The organism is Variovorax soli, from assembly GCF_031454625.1.
GTDB lineage: Bacteria > Pseudomonadota > Gammaproteobacteria > Burkholderiales > Burkholderiaceae_C > Variovorax > Variovorax soli_A.
Genome location: NZ_JAVDRF010000001.1, coordinates 640,300 through 657,697 on the forward strand (window position 1 = coordinate 640,300; position 17,398 = coordinate 657,697).

Sequence of the window (17,398 nt, forward strand, 5' to 3'; positions counted from 1 at the left end):
GCAATTGTTTCCAGTGGTGACTCTTCAGCACCATACGCACCGCCACAACCCCGATCGACTTCATCGATGACCCCGCTTCTCCGATGCGCATTGATTTGCACGGCCGCCGCCCTGAGCGGCTGCGCGCTCGCACCGGGTGCGAACTTCGGTGGCAACGTTGCCGGGGCATCCGCGAGTCCCGGCAACGCGGCCGCCGACCCAGCGGATCTGCCGCCGCCCGGTGCATTGCAAAGCATCACACCCGAGTTGCTGCGCCGCCAACGCGCGGCCCAGGCGACCGAGGTCAGCTCGGAGGTCAAGCGCCTGTTCGGCGTCGCTCAGCCCTATCGCATCGGAAGCGGCGACGTCCTGAATATCGTCGTGTGGGACCACCCGGACCTGGTGCTCGCACCGGCAGGCTCGCTCACCACGGACGCCGTGACCGGCGCCCACGTGAGCAACGGCTACAACGTGAGCGCGGAGGGTGCGATTCAGTTCCCCTATGTGGGCAGCTTCAAGGTGGCAGGACTCACCGAGCTCGAGGTGCGTGACCGCCTCATGGCTCGGCTCGCCAAGTACTTCAGCGATCCGAAGGTGACGGTCCGCATCCAGTCCTACCGGGCCGGCCGGGTGTATCTGGACGGCGAGGTGCGTGCGCCCGGCTTACAGGCTATCAACGACATCCCGATGACCTTGCCGGAAGCCCTCCATCGCGCCGGTGGCTTTACGGCCGAGGCCGATCGCTCTGCGGTCGCGATCTCGCGCAACGGCATCACCACGCTCGTCGACCTGCCCCGCCTCGCGGCCCTGGGCGTCAATCCGACCCAGATCCTCCTGGAAGCCGGTGACCTGGTGCGGGTGCTCAGCCGCGAGGATGCCAAGGTGTACGTGATGGGCGAGGTCACGCGTCCGGTCGCGCAGCCTCTGCGCAACGGACGCCTCACGCTCAACCAGGCGCTGGGCGAAGCGGGCGGCGTCAGCACCACGAGCGGGAATCCGCAGCAGATCTACGTGGTGCGGGCCGCGGCAGCCGGGAAGCCGGAGATCTTCCACCTCGACGCAAGCGCCCCCGTGGCCTACGCGCTGGCGGAAGGTTTCGAGCTCAAGGCGCGCGACGTCGTCTATGTCGATCCCGTGCCCCTGGTGCGCTGGAACCGCGTCATCAGCCTGATTCTTCCGAGCGCGCAGGTGGTCAACGTGGCCAACAACATCAAATGACCAGGCGCATCCTCGTCCTTTGCTCGGGCAACATCTGTCGCAGCCCGATCGCTGCCGCGCTGCTGGCCTGCCATCTTTCCGACAAGACGATCGCCTCCGCCGGGCTGGCCGCGCCGGTGGGCGCGCCGGCCGACCCGATGGCGATCGCGCTTGCGGCTGAACTCGGCCTGGATCTCTCGGGGCACCGCGCGCGACACGTGACCCTCGCGATGTGCCAGGCGGCCGACCTCATCCTGGTGATGGAGCAATGCCACAAGGCCGAGCTCAGGCGCCGATACCCGCAGGCGTGGGGAAAGGTGTTCCGGCTGGGCGAGGCGGGCGGCTTCGACATCGCCGATCCCTATCGCAAGCCACGCAAGGCCTTCGAGGCTGCGTGCGCCGAAGTCGCCACGGGCGTCGCCGCCTGGACCGGGCGAATTCGCCAGCTGGAACGCAGCCGCGTCCCGTCACGACAGCCGCTCCTCCATAGCGAATGAACACCCCTTTGACCACCACCGCCAACGTGCCCCTTCCGGTGCGGCTCGAAGACGAGATCAGCTTCCTCGACCTGTTCGACATCGTTCTCGACAACCGTTGGCTCATCGCCGCCGTGACGGTGCTGGGCCTCCTTGCCGGGGTGGCCTACGCACTCCTCGCCACGCCCATCTACCGAGCCAGCACCATGGTGCAGGTGGAGGAAAGCAAGGGCGGAGCCGGCACCCTGCTGGGTGACGCCGCCAGCCTGTTCGACATCCGCTCCCCGGCATCGGCCGAAATGCAGATCCTGCGCTCTCGCCTCGTTCTCGGGCAGACGGTGCAGAACCTGGGTCTCGACGTGGAGGTGAAGCCGAGATACCTGCCGGTCTTCGGCCCATGGCTGGCTCGTCATGCCAGCGAGGCCTCCGATCCCGGCTTTCTCATGTTGTCAGGCTACGTGAGTGGCAACGAGTCGCTGCGCGTCGGGCGCTTCGACGTGCCCGAGGCGCTGGAAGGGGAACGCTTTCGCGTACGGCTGACCACCCGCGGCTACGAGCTGCTGTCGCCCGACAACCAGTTGCTGGGCGCGCAAGCCATCGGGCAGCCACTGGCGTTCTCGGTGCATGACGAGCAAGGCGTGTTGCTGGTGACCGCCGCAGCGGGCAAGCCGGGCGCCGAATTCAATCTCACGCGCCAGATCCGCCTGGAGGTCATCGAGCAGCTTCAAAAGGATCTCGTCATCACGGAGGAGGGCAAGCAGTCCGGTGTGATCCGAGCCAGCCTCGAAGGCGAGGATGCGCACGAAATCGCCCGCGTGCTCAATGAGATCGGCGCCCTTTACGTACGGCAGAACGTCGAACGCAAGGTCGCCGAGGCGGACAAGTCGCTCGGCTTCCTGAGCGGCTTCCTGCCTGAACTGCGCAAGCAGCTGGAGGCGTCCGAGACGCAGCTCAGCCACTTCCGCAACCGCAACAGCAGCTTCGACCTGGACACGGAGGGCAAGCTGATCCTCGAGCAGGCCGTCAAGGCGCAGACCAGCATGGTCGAGCTGCAGCAGAAGCGCAAGGAACTGCGCGCGCTCTACACCGCGGAGCATTACAGCGTTCGCACGATCGACGCGCAGATCGCCGCCATCCGGGGCGAGCTCGAGGGGTTGAACAGCCGCATCAAGAAGCTCCCCGACGTAGAGCAGGAACTCCTGGGCCTCACGCGGGACGTGAAGGTCAACAACGAGCTGTACGTCAAGCTGCTCGACAACGCACAGCAGCTGCGCCTGGTGAAGGAGGGCAAGGTCGCGAACGTGCGCGTCGTGGATTCGGCCGCCATGCCAAGGAAGCCGGCAAAGCCCCTGCGAACACTGTGCGTCCTGCTTGCAACCACCTTGGGACTGCTGGCTGGCCTCGCATTGGCCTTCTTGCGCAACAGCCTGCGTCCGGGTCTCAAGGACCCGTCCGAGATCGAGCTGCGTACCGGGTTGCACGTCTTCGCGACAGTGCCGCATTCCGATGCGCAGACGAAGCTCATGCGTGAAGTCGGCAAGTCCGTCGCCAGACGGCCGCTGCTCGCCACGGCAAATCCGCAGGATGCCGCCGTGGAAAGCCTTCGAAGCTTTCGGACGGCGCTGCAGTTCACCATGCTGGATTCGGCCATCAACATCATCCTGATCAGCGGCCCGACGCCGGGTGTCGGCAAGTCCTTTGTCAGCGCCAACGTCGCGGCGGTCCTCGGCGCTGCCAACAAGAAGGTGCTGCTGATCGACGGTGACCTGCGCAAGGGTCGCCTGAACCACTGCATCGGCGTGAACCGCAGGGATGGCCTCAGCGAGGTCATCTGCGGCAGCCTGCAACTGGACAAGGCGCTGCATCGAGAGGTGGCTCCCAACGTGGATTTTCTGTCGACCGGGGTGCTGCCGCCCAATTCAGCGGAGCTGCTGACGAAGCCTTCGGTCCAGGCCCTGTTGCAACAAGTCGCCAGGCACTACGACTGGGTCATTGTCGATAGCCCGCCGGTCCTTGCGGCGTCCGACACGGCCATCCTCGCCCCGATGGCCGGCGCGGTCTTCCTGGTGGCGCGGGCCGAGACGAGCACCCAGGGCGAGCTGCAGGAATCGGCCAAGCGGCTGCTGGGCGCCGGCGTTGCGGTCAATGGCGTGATCTTCAACGACCTCGATGCGGCCAAGCGGCGATACGGTGCTTCGAAGTACGGGGCGTATCGCTATGTCAACTATCAGTACTGATCCGGCCCGCATGTCCATCGGGACTTGGGCCGCACTGTCAGTGAGGGAATGAGGAAATCATGAGGCATCTGCTGGATGAAATGCTCGACGTGGCTTGCGGCGAGCGGCCGATTGCGGGCGAGCGCGCCGTCGCCGAGTTGGCGCGTGCAGTGATCGCGGACAGCGAAGCGATCGCCATCGTCGGCCTCGGTTATGTGGGGCTGCCGCTCGCCGTGGAATTCGGCAAGCTGCGCACGGTGGTCGGGTTCGACATCGACACATCGCGCATCGCCGAGTTGCAGTCCGGCAAAGACGCGACGCTGGAGGTAGACCCCGATGAGTTGCGCGCCGCCGGCAAGCTTCGCTTCAGCAGTTGCCTCAAGGACATTGCGGGATGCAGGGTCTTCATCGTCACTGTTCCGACGCCGGTGGACTCTGCGAACCGGCCCGATCTCGGTGCCTTGATCGCCGCCACCGAGACGGTGGGCCGCGTCATGCCGAATGGCGCGATCGTCGTCTACGAGTCGACCGTCTACCCTGGGGCGACCGAGGAAGTGTGCGTGCCGGTGCTCGAAAGAGTCTCGGGCAAGAAGTTCAACGTCGACTTCTTCTGCGGCTACAGCCCGGAACGAATCAATCCCGGCGACAAGGAGCACCGCCTGCCGACGATCAAGAAGGTGACGAGCGGCAGCACCCCCGAAACGGCGAATGCGGTCGATCAGCTCTATCGGCAGATCGTGAGTGCCGGCACCTACAAGGCGAGCAGCATCAAGGTTGCGGAGGCGGCGAAGGTGATCGAGAACACCCAGCGGGATCTGAACATCGCCCTGATGAACGAGCTCAGCCTCATCTTCCGCAAGCTCGACATCGACACGCTCGAGGTCTTGCAGGCTGCCGGCACCAAATGGAACTTCCTGCCCTTCCGGCCTGGACTCGTGGGTGGGCATTGCATCGGCGTCGATCCGTACTACCTGACGCACAAGGCGGAACAGGTGGGCTATCACCCCCAGGTCATCCTGGCCGGCCGCCGCATCAACGACCACATGGCCGGCCATGTGGCCGACGAAGTCATCAAGCTCATGCTGCGCAAGAACCTGCCGGTTCTGAACAGCAAGGTGCTGGTGCTCGGTCTGAGTTTCAAGGAAAACTGCCCCGATGTGCGCAATACCAAGGTAGTAGACATCGTCCGCACTCTCCAAAGCTACAAACTACAGGTGAGCGTTTTCGATCCGTGGATCGACGTGACCGAGGCGGAGCAAGAGCATGGGCTGCTGTGCCTGAGCGAGATGCCCGCTCCGGGACAGTACGCTGCCGTGGTGCTGGCCGTGAGCCACCACCAGTTCGTCGCGCTGGGTGCAGCCGGTATCAGGGCCCTGGGGCAACCCGGGGCCGTGCTGTTCGACGTGAAGGGTGTCTTTCCGGCAGGCCTTGCCGACGGACGCCTCTGAGGGAAGGCAGACGAATGATGCCCGGATCCTCAGGACCGACGGCGTACGAGCGTCTTCAGGAGCGCCTTGTCGAGCAGCCCCGCACTTGGCTCATCAGCGGTGTGGCCGGTTTTATCGGCAGCAATCTGCTTGAGACCCTGCTCAAGCTCGAGCAGCGTGTGGTGGGGCTGGACAACTTCACCACCGGGCACTGGCGCAACCTGCACGAAGTGCAAGCCTCGGTGCATCCCCGGCAGTGGCACAACTTCAGCTTGCTGGAGGGTGACATCCGCAACGCAGACGACTGTCGGCAGGCATGCGAGGGAGTGGAACATGTCCTGCACCAGGCTGCTTTGGGCAGCGTGCCGCGCAGCCTCGCAGATCCGCTGGCCAGCCACGCTGTCAACGTCACCGGTTTCCTGAACATGCTCGACGCGGCGCGCCTGGCACAAGTCAGGAGCTTCGTCTATGCCGCAAGCAGCAGCACCTACGGCGACCACCCGCAATTGCCCAAGGTGGAAGACGTCATCGGCAAACCTTTGAGTCCCTATGCCGTCACGAAGTATGTGAATGAGCTCTATGCCGAAGTCTTCTACCGCTGCTACGGCTTCAACACCGTGGGCCTGCGCTATTTCAATGTGTTCGGCAAACGGCAGGATCCGAACGGAGCCTATGCCGCCGTGATTCCCAAGTGGACAACGGCGCTTGTGCGTGGCGAGCCGGTGTACATCAATGGCGACGGCGAGACCAGCCGTGACTTCTGCTATGTCGTCAACGCGGTCCAGACGAATCTGCTGGCTGCCACTACGGAAGACGCGGCCGCGAAGAACCAGGTTTACAACGTTGCCGTAGGTGCTCGCACCACCTTGAACGCGCTGTTTGCGCTGTTGTGCAAGAACCTGGGTGCCCACGGGATCTTCCCCTGTGCTCGGCCGGTCTATCGAGATTTCCGCGCGGGCGACGTGCGTCATAGCCTGGCCGATATCGGAAAGGCACGCACCCTGCTGGGCTACGCGCCCACCCACACCGTTGCGCGGGGGCTGCCCGAGGCGGTTCAGTGGTACCTGGCATGCGAATGAAGCCATCACACGTGCATCCTTCGACACGCAGGCCCTCTGTCGACGAATGCCTGCCGAAAGAGGCAGGGCGCTGATATGCGATTGTCGAACCTCGCATGGAACGCCGGCGGCCTGATGCTCCCCTTGGGTGTCGCAGCGCTGACCGTACCCCAACTGCTCGAACGACTGGGCCCGGAACGCTTCGGGTTGCTGGCGCTGGCCTGGGGGCTGATCGGTTACGCGGGTGCGATGGATCTCGGAATCGGTCGGGCATTGACCCAGAGAGTGGCAGGGCTGCGTGGTATCGGAGAACTGCGCAGCATCCCTGACGTGTTGGCCACTGCCGGAAGGATCACGCTGCTTGCGGGTCTTTCGGGCGGGGTCTTGATCGCCGCGGCGGCAGCGCTAGGCGCCGGTGCTTGGGTCCGAACCGACAGCACGTCGATTTGCGAAATCAGGAACGCCATGTTGCTGCTTGCGGTGGCGCTGCCTGCGCAAGCGATGACGGCGACGTATCGGGGCATGAATGAAGCGTTCCTGAACTTCCGGGAGATCAGTCTCCTGCGGGCAGGGTTGGGCGTCATCAACTTCGGCGGACCGTTCCTGGTCTCTCTCCTGACCTCGCAACTCCCATGGCTGGTTTCGACGCTCGTGATCAGCCGTTGGCTGGCGCTGCTCATGTTTCGTCGGCTCGCGATCGGATGCTTGCTGTCCACGGGTGATGGTGTTCAGCGCGGGAGCTATTCGAAACGCGTCGCCGCGTCCCTTCTTTCTTTCGGCGGCTGGGTCACCTTGAGCGGCATCGTGAGCCCCGTGTTGGTTCATGCAGACCGCTTCCTCATTGCTTCTGCAATCTCGGCAGCTGCGGTGTCGATCTATGTCCTGCCCTACGAAGTCGTGGTCCAAAGCCTGATCCTCGCCGGTGCAGTGTCCTCGGTCATGTTTCCCGGATTGAGTCAGCTGATTCAGGAAAGACCCGATCAATGGCAGTCGTATTTCAACAAGTGGCTGCGAAGAATTGCGGGGTCGATGGCCGTCGTGTGTACAGCGCTCTTGTTCATACTTCCGGTGCTATTGCCGCTTTGGGTCAAGGCTGCTCTGCAGCCGGAATCGGTCGTGATCGGCCAAGTGCTGTGTCTGGGCGTGTTTGCTAATGCGATCGGGTCGATGTTCTATGCGCTGCTTCACGCAAAAGGGCGGGCGGACATCACAGCCAAATTACATGTCGTTGAATTACCGATATTTATCTTCGCGTTGGTCTTCCTGATCTCCAACTATGGCGTCCTTGGCGCGGCCTGGGCCTGGGTGGGACGGATGGTAGTGGACGCGATTTTGCTCGCCGTATGTGCGAGGGCTTGCCGTGTTTGAGGCGTTGCTGGCCCTGACAGCCATAGGGTTGTCTGTGGCATCGGGGAAGCGGTTGGGGTTTGGAAATCCATTTCAGATTTATTTCTTTACATGGTTGCCGATTCTTGGTGCGCTTTATGTGTTTCGCAGGACGTTCATCGATATTCCGGTTGAATTTCTGTTTCTGATTTTGACGGCGAAGGCAGCGGCTTTGCTGCTGCTTTTGGTGGTGCGCATGGAGTTTACCAACCGCACGGCCATCAACGGCTATGCATCTATTCGTCCTCGGACAAATCTGATCGATGTGGCTCAGCTGCTGGTATGCCTGGCAATGCCGCTTGCCTATTTAAGAGCAAAGGAGCTGGCTGGCGGTGAGGACATTTTCACCGTCCTCGGCTATATCGCCCTGCGATCTGCAATGACGGAAGGCGGCGGCCAAGTCGGCTTTCTGGCGTATTTTTCCATCTTGTCGTACGTGGTGACCTCGCTCACCATGCTTGCCTACAAGAGGAGTGGCGCGAGCTCGTTTCGACTCCTGTTTTCTTTTTTTGTCAGCCTGTTCTATGTCTATCTAAGCACCGGCAGAACGAGTCTTCTGCTTCTTTTTTCCTTGACGTTGATACCGTTGGTAATGCTCGAGGTTATTCGCCTCAAAGGTCTGGCAATGGCCTTGCTTCTTGTCGCCGCAACTTTTATTTTTGTAGCCGCCATGACTGCAAAAGGCGTCTCCGTCGAGGTCGGTCTTTTTGAAAATGCAGCTTCATTGGTTCAAAGCCTGCGGGCATATACCGTAGCTCCGTTCTTGGCAATGTCAGAGCTTTTCCAGACAGATCGGAAAATGGAATGGGGTGCAAATATGTTCCGTTTTCTCCTCTCCGTGCTGCACACCTTGGGAGTAATCGATAGCGCCCCGCCGGCATTGATTCGAGATTATGTGTTCGTTCCGGATCCAACCAACGTCTATACCGTTTATGACGTTTATTTTCGTGATTTCTCGTACGTGGGAATTTTCATTCCGCCTGCCATTTTGGCGCTTCATTGGTGGTTGTATCGCCGAGCGCGCAAAACGGGTGGTAGATGGATATTCTATTACGCGGCGTCGGTGTACCCGCTTGTGATGCAATTTTTTCAGGATCAATATTTTTCACTTCTTTCCATCTGGATTCAGATCGGATTTTGGTTCTTTGTGTTTCTTGCTCCAGCAGAGGATGTGAGGCTGCGCCATGCTTGACATCGTACTGGTCAATTGGAATTCAGGGCGCCAGCTGCTGGATGCCGTCGTCAGCGTCGTCAACCATCATGCGGGGCTGGTTGGCAAGGTGGTCGTGGTGGATAACAATTCGACAGACGGCTCGCTGGGCATCTTGAAAGCACAGCTGCCGAGTCCCACGCCGTTTCGAATGCAGTTCGTCGAGAATTCCTCGAACCGAGGTTTCGGCGCGGCATGCAATCAAGGGGCGCGGCTGTGCAACAGCGAATATCTGCTATTTCTGAACCCAGACGCCAAGCTATTCGCCGATTCCCTGACGGCGCCACTGGCATTTATCCAACAGCCTCAAAACAGGGATGTCGGCATCTGCGGGGTCCAACTCGTCGACGAGCACCGGAAGGTGGCCCGCAGTTGTGCTCGATTTCCCAGCGCAGCGGCCTTTGCTGCCGAGGCTGTGGGGTTGAGCAAGTTTCGCTGGCTGCGCTCTTTGGGCCACCACATGAGCGAGTGGCGCCATACGACCACACGCCGGGTGGACCATGTGATCGGCGCCTTCTATCTGATGTGGCGTCCCTTGTTCGAATTGTTGAATGGCTTCGATGAGCGGTTCTTCGTTTATCTGGAAGATCTGGACCTATCGCTTCGGGCCAATCGGGCGGGCTGGCGTTGCGTGTACTACGCAGGCGCGCAGGCATTCCACGCTGGCGGAGGCACCTCACGCCAGGTGAAGGCCACACGGCTCTTTTATGCGCTGCGCAGTCGCCTGCTCTACGGGTTCAAGCACTTCTCTGCGCCGCAAGCGTGGACGGTGGTGGGCGTGACCTTGCTGCTGGAGCCGGTTTCGCGCTGCATGTGGTCTGTCCTGCGAGGGAGTCTGGGCGAAGCGCGCGATACCTTGCGCGGGTATGTGCTGCTATGGCGGGCGCTGCCCGGCATCCTCGGATCCGAGAGGCAATGAAGATTCTTCTGCTCACCCGTTACGGACGTCAGGGCGCTTCATCGCGGCTGCGCACTTTGCAATATGTGCCCTGGCTCGAAGCGGCCGGCATGTGCTGCACGGTTCAGGCGCTTTTCTCTGACGACATGCTGCAGGCCAAGTACCGCACCGGGGGCTACCGGCGCGCAGCGGTGCTCTCGGCGTATGCGGTACGGGTGCGAACCCTCATCGAACGCGATTCTTTCGATCTTGTCTGGATTGAGAAGGAGGCCCTGCCATGGCTGCCGGCCTGGATCGAACGCGTGCTGTTGCGTGGCGTCCCCTATGTCCTCGACTACGACGACGCGATTTTTCATAGCTACGACACGCACCGATCGGCATGCGTGCGACGCCTTCTCGGGCGTCGCATCGACCAGTTGATGAAGGGCGCGCGGCTGGTGATCGGCGGCAATGAGTATCTGGCTCGCCGCGCGCGCGAAGCGGGGGCGCCGTGGGTGCAGACAGTGTCCACAGTGATCGATCTGGAACGCTATGCGGCCCGGGTATACCCAGCAAACGACACCCGCCGCCGCCCCAGGATTGTATGGGTGGGATCGCCCTCGACCGTGCGCTATCTGGAAAGCCTCGGCGGGCCACTGGCGGAACTGGCGAGCCGTTGCGCATACACCATGAGGGTCATCGGCAGCACTGTCAATCTCCCTGGGGTGAGCGTGGAGTGCGTGCCCTGGACGGAAGCGACGGAAGCCAATGCCATCGCGGAGTGCGACATCGGCGTCATGCCGTTGGTGGATTCGCCTTGGGAGAAGGGGAAGTGTGGGTACAAACTGATCCAATACATGGCATGCGGTCTGCCGGTGGTCGCATCGCCTGTCGGCATGAACAGCACTCTCGTGCGGGAGGGGGAGAACGGCTACCTCGCGGCATCGCCGCAAGAGTGGACGAGTGCGCTCGGACGAATGATCGAAGATGCCGGCGCTCGCCGGACGATGGGGGTGGCCGGTCGGCGGCGCGTCGAATCCGAGTATTGTCTTCAGCGGACTGCGCCTCTTCTTTGCACCCTGTTATTCAGGGCCGCGGGATATCGGGGAGCACCGGCATGAAGCAAGCGGCAGCGAGGCGGCAGACCACATTTCTTGTGGTGGCCAGCCTGCCCGATTCCCTGCTGGGTTTCCGCGCCCCCCTGATCGCCGCGCTGCAGGCCGAGGGCCTGCAGCTGCACGTCGCGGCGCCCGGCTTGCCGCCGGGGCACGCGCTGCGCTTGCAGCTGGAACGGCGGGGTCTCGTCGTGCACAACATCCCCTTGCAGCGCACGGGCAGCAATCCGCTCGCGGATCTGAGGTCGCTGCTCTCTCTGCTCCTGCTCATGTGGCGCGTCCGGCCACACTGGGTGCTGGGCTATACCGTCAAACCGGTCATCTACGGCTCGCTCGCTGCATGGCTGGCCGGCGTCTCCCACCGCTTTGCGCTCATCACGGGGCTCGGGTACGCCTTCCAGGACGAGCAGCGGCAAGGCCGCCTGCAAGGGCTGGTGCAGAGCCTGTATGCGCTGGCACTCGGTCGCGTGCACAAGGTCTTCTTCCAGAACCCCGATGACGAGGCGCTGTTTCGCCGGCGCGGGATTCTGCGCAGCGAAGTCCCCTCCTGTGTCGTGAATGGCTCGGGGGTGGACATCGCCGCCTTCGATGTCGCTCGCCTGCCGCCGGGTCCGCCGCACTTCCTGTTGATCGCACGGCTGCTCGGCGGCAAGGGCGTTCGGGAATATGCCCAGGCCGCGCGCCGGATCCGTGAGCACCACCCCGAGGTCCGGTTTTCGATGGTGGGCTGGATCGACACCAATCCCGATGCGATCGCCCGGCACGAACTCGATACGTGGGTCACGGACGGAACGCTGAGCTACCTGGGACGGCTGTCGGATGTGCGCCCGGCCATTGTCGCGAGCAGCGTCTATGTGTTGCCCTCCTACGGCGAGGGCACGCCGCGCACCGTCCTCGAAGCCATGGCGATGGGCCGCCCCATCATCACGACCGACGCCCCCGGCTGCAGGGAAACGGTGGTGGACGGCGACAACGGTTTTCTGGTGCCGGTCAGGTCCGTGGATGCCTTGGAGCGGGCCATGCGCAGCTTCATCGAAGACCCGGCCCTGATGTCGCGAATGGGCCGGCGCGCGCGCCGCCTTGCCGAAGAGAAGTACGACGTGCGCAAGGTCAACGCGGTGATGCTGCGCGAGATGGGGATCGCATGAAGCGTCTCGTCGACATCGTGTTGTCGTCGGTCGGCCTGGTCCTCCTCGGCCTGCCCCTCCTGCTGCTGGCAGGGCTGGTGCACCGCAAGCTGGGCAGTCCGGTCTTCTTCTGCCAGTCGCGACCCGGGCTCAACGGCCGTCCTTTCCGGATGATCAAGTTTCGCACCATGACGGATGCGCGCGGCCGCGATGGCTGCTTGCTGCCCGATGCGGATCGCCTCACAGGCTTCGGCCGACTCCTGCGCGCCAGCAGCCTGGACGAATTGCCCGAGCTCTGGAACGTGCTCCGAGGCGACATGAGCCTGGTCGGCCCGCGTCCCTTGCTGGTCGAGTACCTGCCGCTGTATTCCCACCTACAGGCACGGCGCCATGAGGTGCGTCCCGGCATCACAGGCTGGGCGCAGGTCAATGGGCGCAATGGCCTGTCGTGGGACCGGAAGCTGGAGCTCGATGTCTGGTATGTCGACAACCGCTCACCGTGGCTCGACCTCCGCATCCTGTGGCTCACGTTCCGCAAGGTCCTGGCGCGCGACGGCATCAGCGCGCCTGGCGAGGCAACGATGCCGCCTTTTACCGGACCGCAGATGGAGCCCGAACGATGAAAGCCGCGCCACTCTTCGCTGTTTACGGCGCCAGCGGCTGCGGCCGAAGCGTCATGCCCCTGGCGCGTTCGCAACTGCAGCGCCAGGGAGTCCTGCCGACGCGGCTGGTCTTCGTGGACGACCGGCCCGAGGCGGACGCACTGAATGGCCAACGCGTGCAGCGTTACGAGGAGTTCCTCGAGACTTCGGCCAGCACGCGCCATGCCGTGCTGGCCATCGCCGACAGCGCGGTCCGGGAGCGCCTCGCCGACCGCTGCCGTGCGAGCGGCGTGCAGCCCTGGACCCTCATGGCGAACAACGCGATGGTGATGGACGAAGTCACCCTGGGCGAGGGCGCCATCCTCAGCCCCTTCATCACCCTCGGTTCCAACGTACGCATCGGCCGGCACTTCCACGCCAACCTCTACAGCTATGTCGAGCACGACTGCGTGATCGGCGACTTCGTCACCTTCGCACCGGGCGTCAAGTGCAACGGCAATGTCGTCGTCGAGGACCATGCCTATGTCGGCACCGGTGCGGTCATCAAGCAGGGCACGCCGGGGCAGCCTCTGGTCATCGGGCGTGGCGCCGTCATCGGCATGGGCGCCGTGGTCACGCGCCATGTGCCGGCGGGCACGACCGTCGCCGGCAATCCTGCCCGGCCACTCGCCAGGGGCTGATGGTGCTGAACACCTCTTTCTCTCCCTGGCCCAGCTTCACCACACAGGAGGCCGAGGCCGTGGTGCGGGTGCTGATGTCCAACAAGGTCAACTACTGGACCGGCGACGAATGCCGCGCCTTTGAAGACGAATTCGCCGCCTGGACCGGTGCCGCGCATGCCGTGTCGCTGGGCAACGGCTCGCTGGCACTGGATGCGGTGCTGAAGGCGATGAACATCGGCCCGGGTGACGAAGTCATCGTCACGCCGCGCACCTTCATCGCCAGCGTGTCCTGCGTCGTCAACGCGGGTGCAACGCCCGTGTTCGCCGATGTCGAACCCGATAGCGGCAATCTCTCCGCGCGCACCATCGAACAGGTCATCACGCCCCGCACCCGGGCCGTGATCTGCGTGCACCTGGCCGGCTGGCCCTGCGACATGGATCCCCTCATGGCCCTGGCCGCCGGGCACGGCATCAAGGTCATCGAAGACTGCGCCCAGGCCCATGGCGCGCGCTACAAGGGCCGGTCCGTCGGAACGCTGGGCCATGCCGCCGCCTGGTCCTTCTGCCAGGACAAGATCATGTCGACCGGCGGCGAAGGCGGTATGGTCACGACCGACAATCCGGACGTGTGGCGCGCGGTCTGGCAATACAAGGACCACGGCAAGAGCCACGAAGCGGTGTACGAGCGCCAGCATCCGCCGGGCTTTCGCTGGCTGCACGAAAGTTTCGGCACCAACTGGCGCATGCTGGAAATGCAGGCGGTCATCGGGCGCATGCAGCTGCGCAGCATGGCCGACTGGACGGCCAGGCGCACGCGCCATGCCGAGGCGATCTGGGCGGCGTGCGCCGCCCACGCGGCAGTGCGCGTGCCTCGGCTGCCCGCGTCTTGCATCCATGCCCACTACAAGTGCTATGCGTACGTGCAGCCCGACCGGCTTGCGCCCGGCTGGGATCGCGACCGCATCGTCGAGGCCATCCAGGCGCAGGGCGTTCCCTGCTATCAAGGCTCGTGCTCCGAGGTCTATCTCGAGAAGGCCTTCGACGGCACCGGCTGGCGGCCGGCCGAGCGCTTGCCGGTGGCCCGCGAGCTCGGGGAGACCAGCCTGATGTTCCTGGTGCACCCGACCCTGACCTCGTCGGAAATCGCGAAGACCTGCGCGGCGATCGGGCAGGTACTGCACAAGGCGAGTGCCTGACCATGCGCATCGTGATGCTTCGCTCCGCCTTCTGGATGTGCTGGCTGGCCATCCTGGGGCTGGCGCTCATGCCTCCCGTGCCGCAAATGCCCACCACGGGCTGGGACAAGAGCAACCACATGCTCGGCTTCGCCGTGCTGATGCTGCTCGGCCGCTGGGCCTATCCGGGCCGCATGCTGTTCATCGTGTTCGGCCTGCTGGCCTATGGCGCCACGATCGAGCTGCTGCAATCGCTCACGCCTTCGCGCTCCGCCGAGTGGGGAGATCTGCTGGCGGACGCGATCGGCCTTTTCGTCGGGTGGGCTGGCGGTCAGACCATGAACTGGCTTCTTGCGCAGCGGGCGGTGCGGGGGTCGAACCATGAATGAGCGCTCCAAATTCCTGGTGCGGGCCGCGGCGCCTTTGCTCGCGCTGCCCCGCTCCGCCAAGCGTTTTGTGGCGCTCACGGTGGACGCCTGTCTCTGCGTCTTCACGGTCTGGCTCGCGCTGTCGCTGCGCCTGGACAGCTGGGTGGTCCTGTCCAGCCGCGATGTGTGGACCGTGGGGGTCTCGTTGTCGCTGGCTCTGCCGCTGTTCGTGAAGTTCGGCCTGTACCGCGCCATCTTCCGTTACAGCGGATGGCCGGCCGTGTCTGCCATCGCGAAGGCGGTGTCGATCTACGCCGCGGCCTATGGCCTGGTGTTCGCTGCCATCGGCGTGTCGGGCGTGCCGCGCACGGTCGGCCTGCTCCAGCCGCTGCTGCTGCTGGTGGCGGTGAGTGCCTCCCGCCTCCTCGCCCGAGGCTGGCTGGGAGGCATCTATCAGAAGCTTCTGACCCGCGCGGAAGTTCCCCGCGTGCTGATCTACGGCGCGGGCGATGCAGGCCGAAAGCTGGCGCAGGCCCTGTCTGCCAGCAGCGAGCTGCGGCTGCTGGGCTTTCTCGATGACGACAAGCGTCTCCAAGGCGGCCTGATCCACGGTCTGCCGGTCCACGATCCCGCAACGCTGAAAGCGCAGGCCGCCGCACTGCATGTCAGCGACATCTTTCTGGCCATCCCTTCGGCTTCTCGCCAGCGGCGCCACGAGATCCTGGAGCGGGTGCGGCAGGCCAGGGTGTCGGTGCGCACGCTGCCGGGCCTGATGGAGCTCGCGCAGGGCAAGGTCCAGGTCAGCGACCTGCGCGAACTCGACGTCGAAGACCTGCTGGGGCGCAATGCCGTCCCGCCGCATGCCTTCCTGCTGGGCAAGAACATCCGGGGCAAGGTGGTGCTGGTGACGGGCGCGGGCGGCTCCATCGGCAGCGAGCTGTGCCGGCAGATCGTCGCGGGCCATGCCGCCACGCTGCTGCTCGTGGAGCGCTCCGAATTCGCGCTGTACACCATCCATCGCGAACTGCTGCAAGCGTTGGAAGGCCGGGGTGCCGGCGCGCCGAGGATCGTGCCCCTGCTCGCATCGGTCGCGGATGCGCGTCGCATGCGCGAGATCATGGCGGCGTGGCATCCGCACACGGTCTACCACGCCGCGGCCTACAAGCACGTGCCGCTGGTGGAGCACAACCCGGCCGAGGGGGTTCGCAACAACGTGTTCGGCACCCTGATCACGGCCGGGGCCGCGGCCGCGCACGGCGTTCGCGACTTCGTGCTCATCAGCACCGACAAGGCCGTCCGGCCCACCAACATCATGGGCTGCAGCAAACGGCTGGCCGAGATGGGACTTCAGGCCATGGCGGAGCAGGCGGCACGACGGGCCAACGGCACGCGCTTCTCGATGGTGCGCTTCGGCAATGTGCTGGACTCTTCCGGCTCGGTGGTTCCCCTGTTCCGCCAGCAGATCCGCAACGGCGGCCCCATCACGCTGACGCACCTCGACATCACCCGCTACTTCATGACCATTCCCGAAGCGGCGCAGCTGGTCATCCAGGCCGGCGCCATGGCCAACGGCGGCGAGGTGTTCGTGCTGGACATGGGCGAGCCGATCAGGATCGCGGATCTCGCCCGCCGCATGGTCGAGCTCTCGGGAATGACGGTGCGAGACGCCGACCATCCGGACGGGGACATCGAGATCCGGGTGGTCGGCCTGCGCCCCGGGGAAAAGCTCTATGAAGAGCTGCTGATCGGCGACGACCCCTTGCCAACGGCGCACGCCCGCATCCTGAAGGCACGCGACGAGTTCCTGCCGTGGGGCCAGCTGTCGCCGCAATTGGAGCGCCTGAAGGCCGCGCTCGAAATCAACGACGCGCCCTCGATCCGCCAACAGCTGCAGCAGATGGTGCTCGGCTACCGGCCACGCGGGGAGGTGGTGGACTGGGTTCATCTCGAGCAACGCGCCGATCTCGCCGTCGCGTGTCTCTGAGCCGAGCCAGGGTCGCGCCGCTCAGGCGAGCATCCTGTCCACGATGAAGTGCCAGTGCACCGGGTCGACCGGCGTGATCGAAAGCCGGTTGCCCCGGCGCAGCACCACCATGTCCGCCAGCTCCGGCGTCGCGCGCATCTCGGGCAGGCCCAGCAGCCTGGTCTTGCGAAGCGCCTGCACGTCCAGCAGCAGCCAGCGCGGGTGCTCAGGCTTCGAGGCCGGATCGTAGTACGGGGATTCCGGATCGAACTGCGTCGGATCGGGGCGCGTGCCGGAGGCCACGCGCGCGATGCCCACGATGCCCGGCTGCGGGCAACTCGAGTGGTAGAACAGCACGCCGTCGTCCACCTGCATCTGCTTGGCCATGTAGTTGCGCGCCTGCCAGCCGCGCACGCCGGTCCACGGCACCGTCGCGCCGGGCGCGGCCAGGGCGTCGTCGATCGAGCAGTCGTCGGGTTCGGATTTCATCAACCAGTACTGAGGCATGGCGGCAGCTTCGGTGGGTCGCGATAGCGCGACTTTTATCAGAACCGGGAATG

The 17,398-nt window shown here is 64.2% G+C and carries 16 protein-coding genes; 15 read left to right on the top strand and 1 reads right to left on the bottom strand.

Annotated elements, in window-relative coordinates; all coding sequences use genetic code 11:
- Positions 1 to 66: 66 nt before the first annotated feature.
- The 15 genes from J2739_RS03090 to J2739_RS03160 all read left to right on the top strand — a co-directional run bounded on the left by J2739_RS03090 (position 67) and on the right by J2739_RS03160 (position 16,859).
- Entirely contained in the window at positions 67 to 1,197 is a 1,131-nt protein-coding gene (locus tag J2739_RS03090) for a polysaccharide biosynthesis/export family protein (protein ID WP_309898396.1), read from the top strand.
- Entirely contained in the window at positions 1,194 to 1,673 is a 480-nt protein-coding gene (locus J2739_RS03095; RefSeq protein WP_309898398.1) for a low molecular weight protein-tyrosine-phosphatase, read from the top strand. The genes J2739_RS03090 and J2739_RS03095 overlap by 4 nt, the downstream gene beginning before the upstream one ends.
- Positions 1,670 to 3,889 (top strand): polysaccharide biosynthesis tyrosine autokinase, encoded by a 2,220-nt coding sequence (locus J2739_RS03100; RefSeq protein WP_309898400.1) that lies wholly within the window; start codon positions 1,670 to 1,672, stop codon positions 3,887 to 3,889. The genes J2739_RS03095 and J2739_RS03100 overlap by 4 nt, the downstream gene beginning before the upstream one ends.
- 149 nt (positions 3,890 to 4,038) lie before the next feature.
- Positions 4,039 to 5,316, top strand: a complete 1,278-nt coding sequence (locus J2739_RS03105) for a nucleotide sugar dehydrogenase (RefSeq protein ID WP_309898402.1) — start codon at positions 4,039 to 4,041, stop codon at positions 5,314 to 5,316.
- 14 nt (positions 5,317 to 5,330) lie between these two features.
- Positions 5,331 to 6,374 (top strand): NAD-dependent epimerase/dehydratase family protein, encoded by a 1,044-nt coding sequence (locus J2739_RS03110; protein WP_405053811.1) that lies wholly within the window; start codon positions 5,331 to 5,333, stop codon positions 6,372 to 6,374.
- A 75-nt stretch (positions 6,375 to 6,449) separates the two neighbouring features.
- Entirely contained in the window at positions 6,450 to 7,721 is a 1,272-nt protein-coding gene (locus tag J2739_RS03115; RefSeq protein ID WP_309898404.1) for an oligosaccharide flippase family protein, read from the top strand.
- Complete coding sequence (locus tag J2739_RS03120; RefSeq protein ID WP_309898406.1) at positions 7,714 to 8,931, top strand: O-antigen polymerase; 1,218 nt, start codon at positions 7,714 to 7,716, stop codon at positions 8,929 to 8,931. The genes J2739_RS03115 and J2739_RS03120 overlap by 8 nt, the downstream gene beginning before the upstream one ends.
- Positions 8,924 to 9,868 (top strand): glycosyltransferase family 2 protein, encoded by a 945-nt coding sequence (locus J2739_RS03125; protein ID WP_309898408.1) that lies wholly within the window; start codon positions 8,924 to 8,926, stop codon positions 9,866 to 9,868. Before J2739_RS03120 ends, J2739_RS03125 begins: the two co-directional genes overlap by 8 nt.
- Positions 9,865 to 10,947, top strand: coding sequence for a glycosyltransferase family 4 protein (locus J2739_RS03130; protein ID WP_309898410.1), 1,083 nt, complete (start codon positions 9,865 to 9,867; stop codon positions 10,945 to 10,947). The genes J2739_RS03125 and J2739_RS03130 overlap by 4 nt, the downstream gene beginning before the upstream one ends.
- Positions 10,944 to 12,089 (top strand): glycosyltransferase family 4 protein, encoded by a 1,146-nt coding sequence (locus J2739_RS03135; protein WP_309898412.1) that lies wholly within the window; start codon positions 10,944 to 10,946, stop codon positions 12,087 to 12,089. The genes J2739_RS03130 and J2739_RS03135 overlap by 4 nt, the downstream gene beginning before the upstream one ends.
- Positions 12,086 to 12,691, top strand: a complete 606-nt coding sequence (locus tag J2739_RS03140) for a sugar transferase (RefSeq protein WP_309898414.1) — start codon at positions 12,086 to 12,088, stop codon at positions 12,689 to 12,691. Before J2739_RS03135 ends, J2739_RS03140 begins: the two co-directional genes overlap by 4 nt.
- Positions 12,688 to 13,350, top strand: coding sequence for an acetyltransferase (locus tag J2739_RS03145; protein WP_309898416.1), 663 nt, complete (start codon positions 12,688 to 12,690; stop codon positions 13,348 to 13,350). The genes J2739_RS03140 and J2739_RS03145 overlap by 4 nt, the downstream gene beginning before the upstream one ends.
- A gap of 2 nt (positions 13,351 to 13,352) precedes the next feature.
- Entirely contained in the window at positions 13,353 to 14,528 is a 1,176-nt protein-coding gene (locus J2739_RS03150) for a DegT/DnrJ/EryC1/StrS family aminotransferase (RefSeq protein ID WP_309898418.1), read from the top strand.
- A 2-nt stretch (positions 14,529 to 14,530) separates the two neighbouring features.
- Positions 14,531 to 14,896: a VanZ family protein gene (locus J2739_RS03155; protein WP_309898420.1), complete on the top strand. Its 366-nt coding sequence runs from the start codon at positions 14,531 to 14,533 to the stop codon at positions 14,894 to 14,896.
- Positions 14,889 to 16,859, top strand: coding sequence for a polysaccharide biosynthesis protein (locus tag J2739_RS03160; protein ID WP_309898422.1), 1,971 nt, complete (start codon positions 14,889 to 14,891; stop codon positions 16,857 to 16,859). Before J2739_RS03155 ends, J2739_RS03160 begins: the two co-directional genes overlap by 8 nt.
- A 21-nt stretch (positions 16,860 to 16,880) precedes the next feature.
- Here J2739_RS03160 and J2739_RS03165 read toward each other — a convergent pair whose 3' ends face one another.
- The gene (locus J2739_RS03165) at positions 16,881 to 17,345 is read right to left on the bottom strand and encodes an EVE domain-containing protein (protein WP_309898424.1); all 465 of its coding nucleotides are present in this window, start codon (positions 17,343 to 17,345) and stop codon (positions 16,881 to 16,883) included.
- Positions 17,346 to 17,398: the final 53 nt, after the last annotated feature.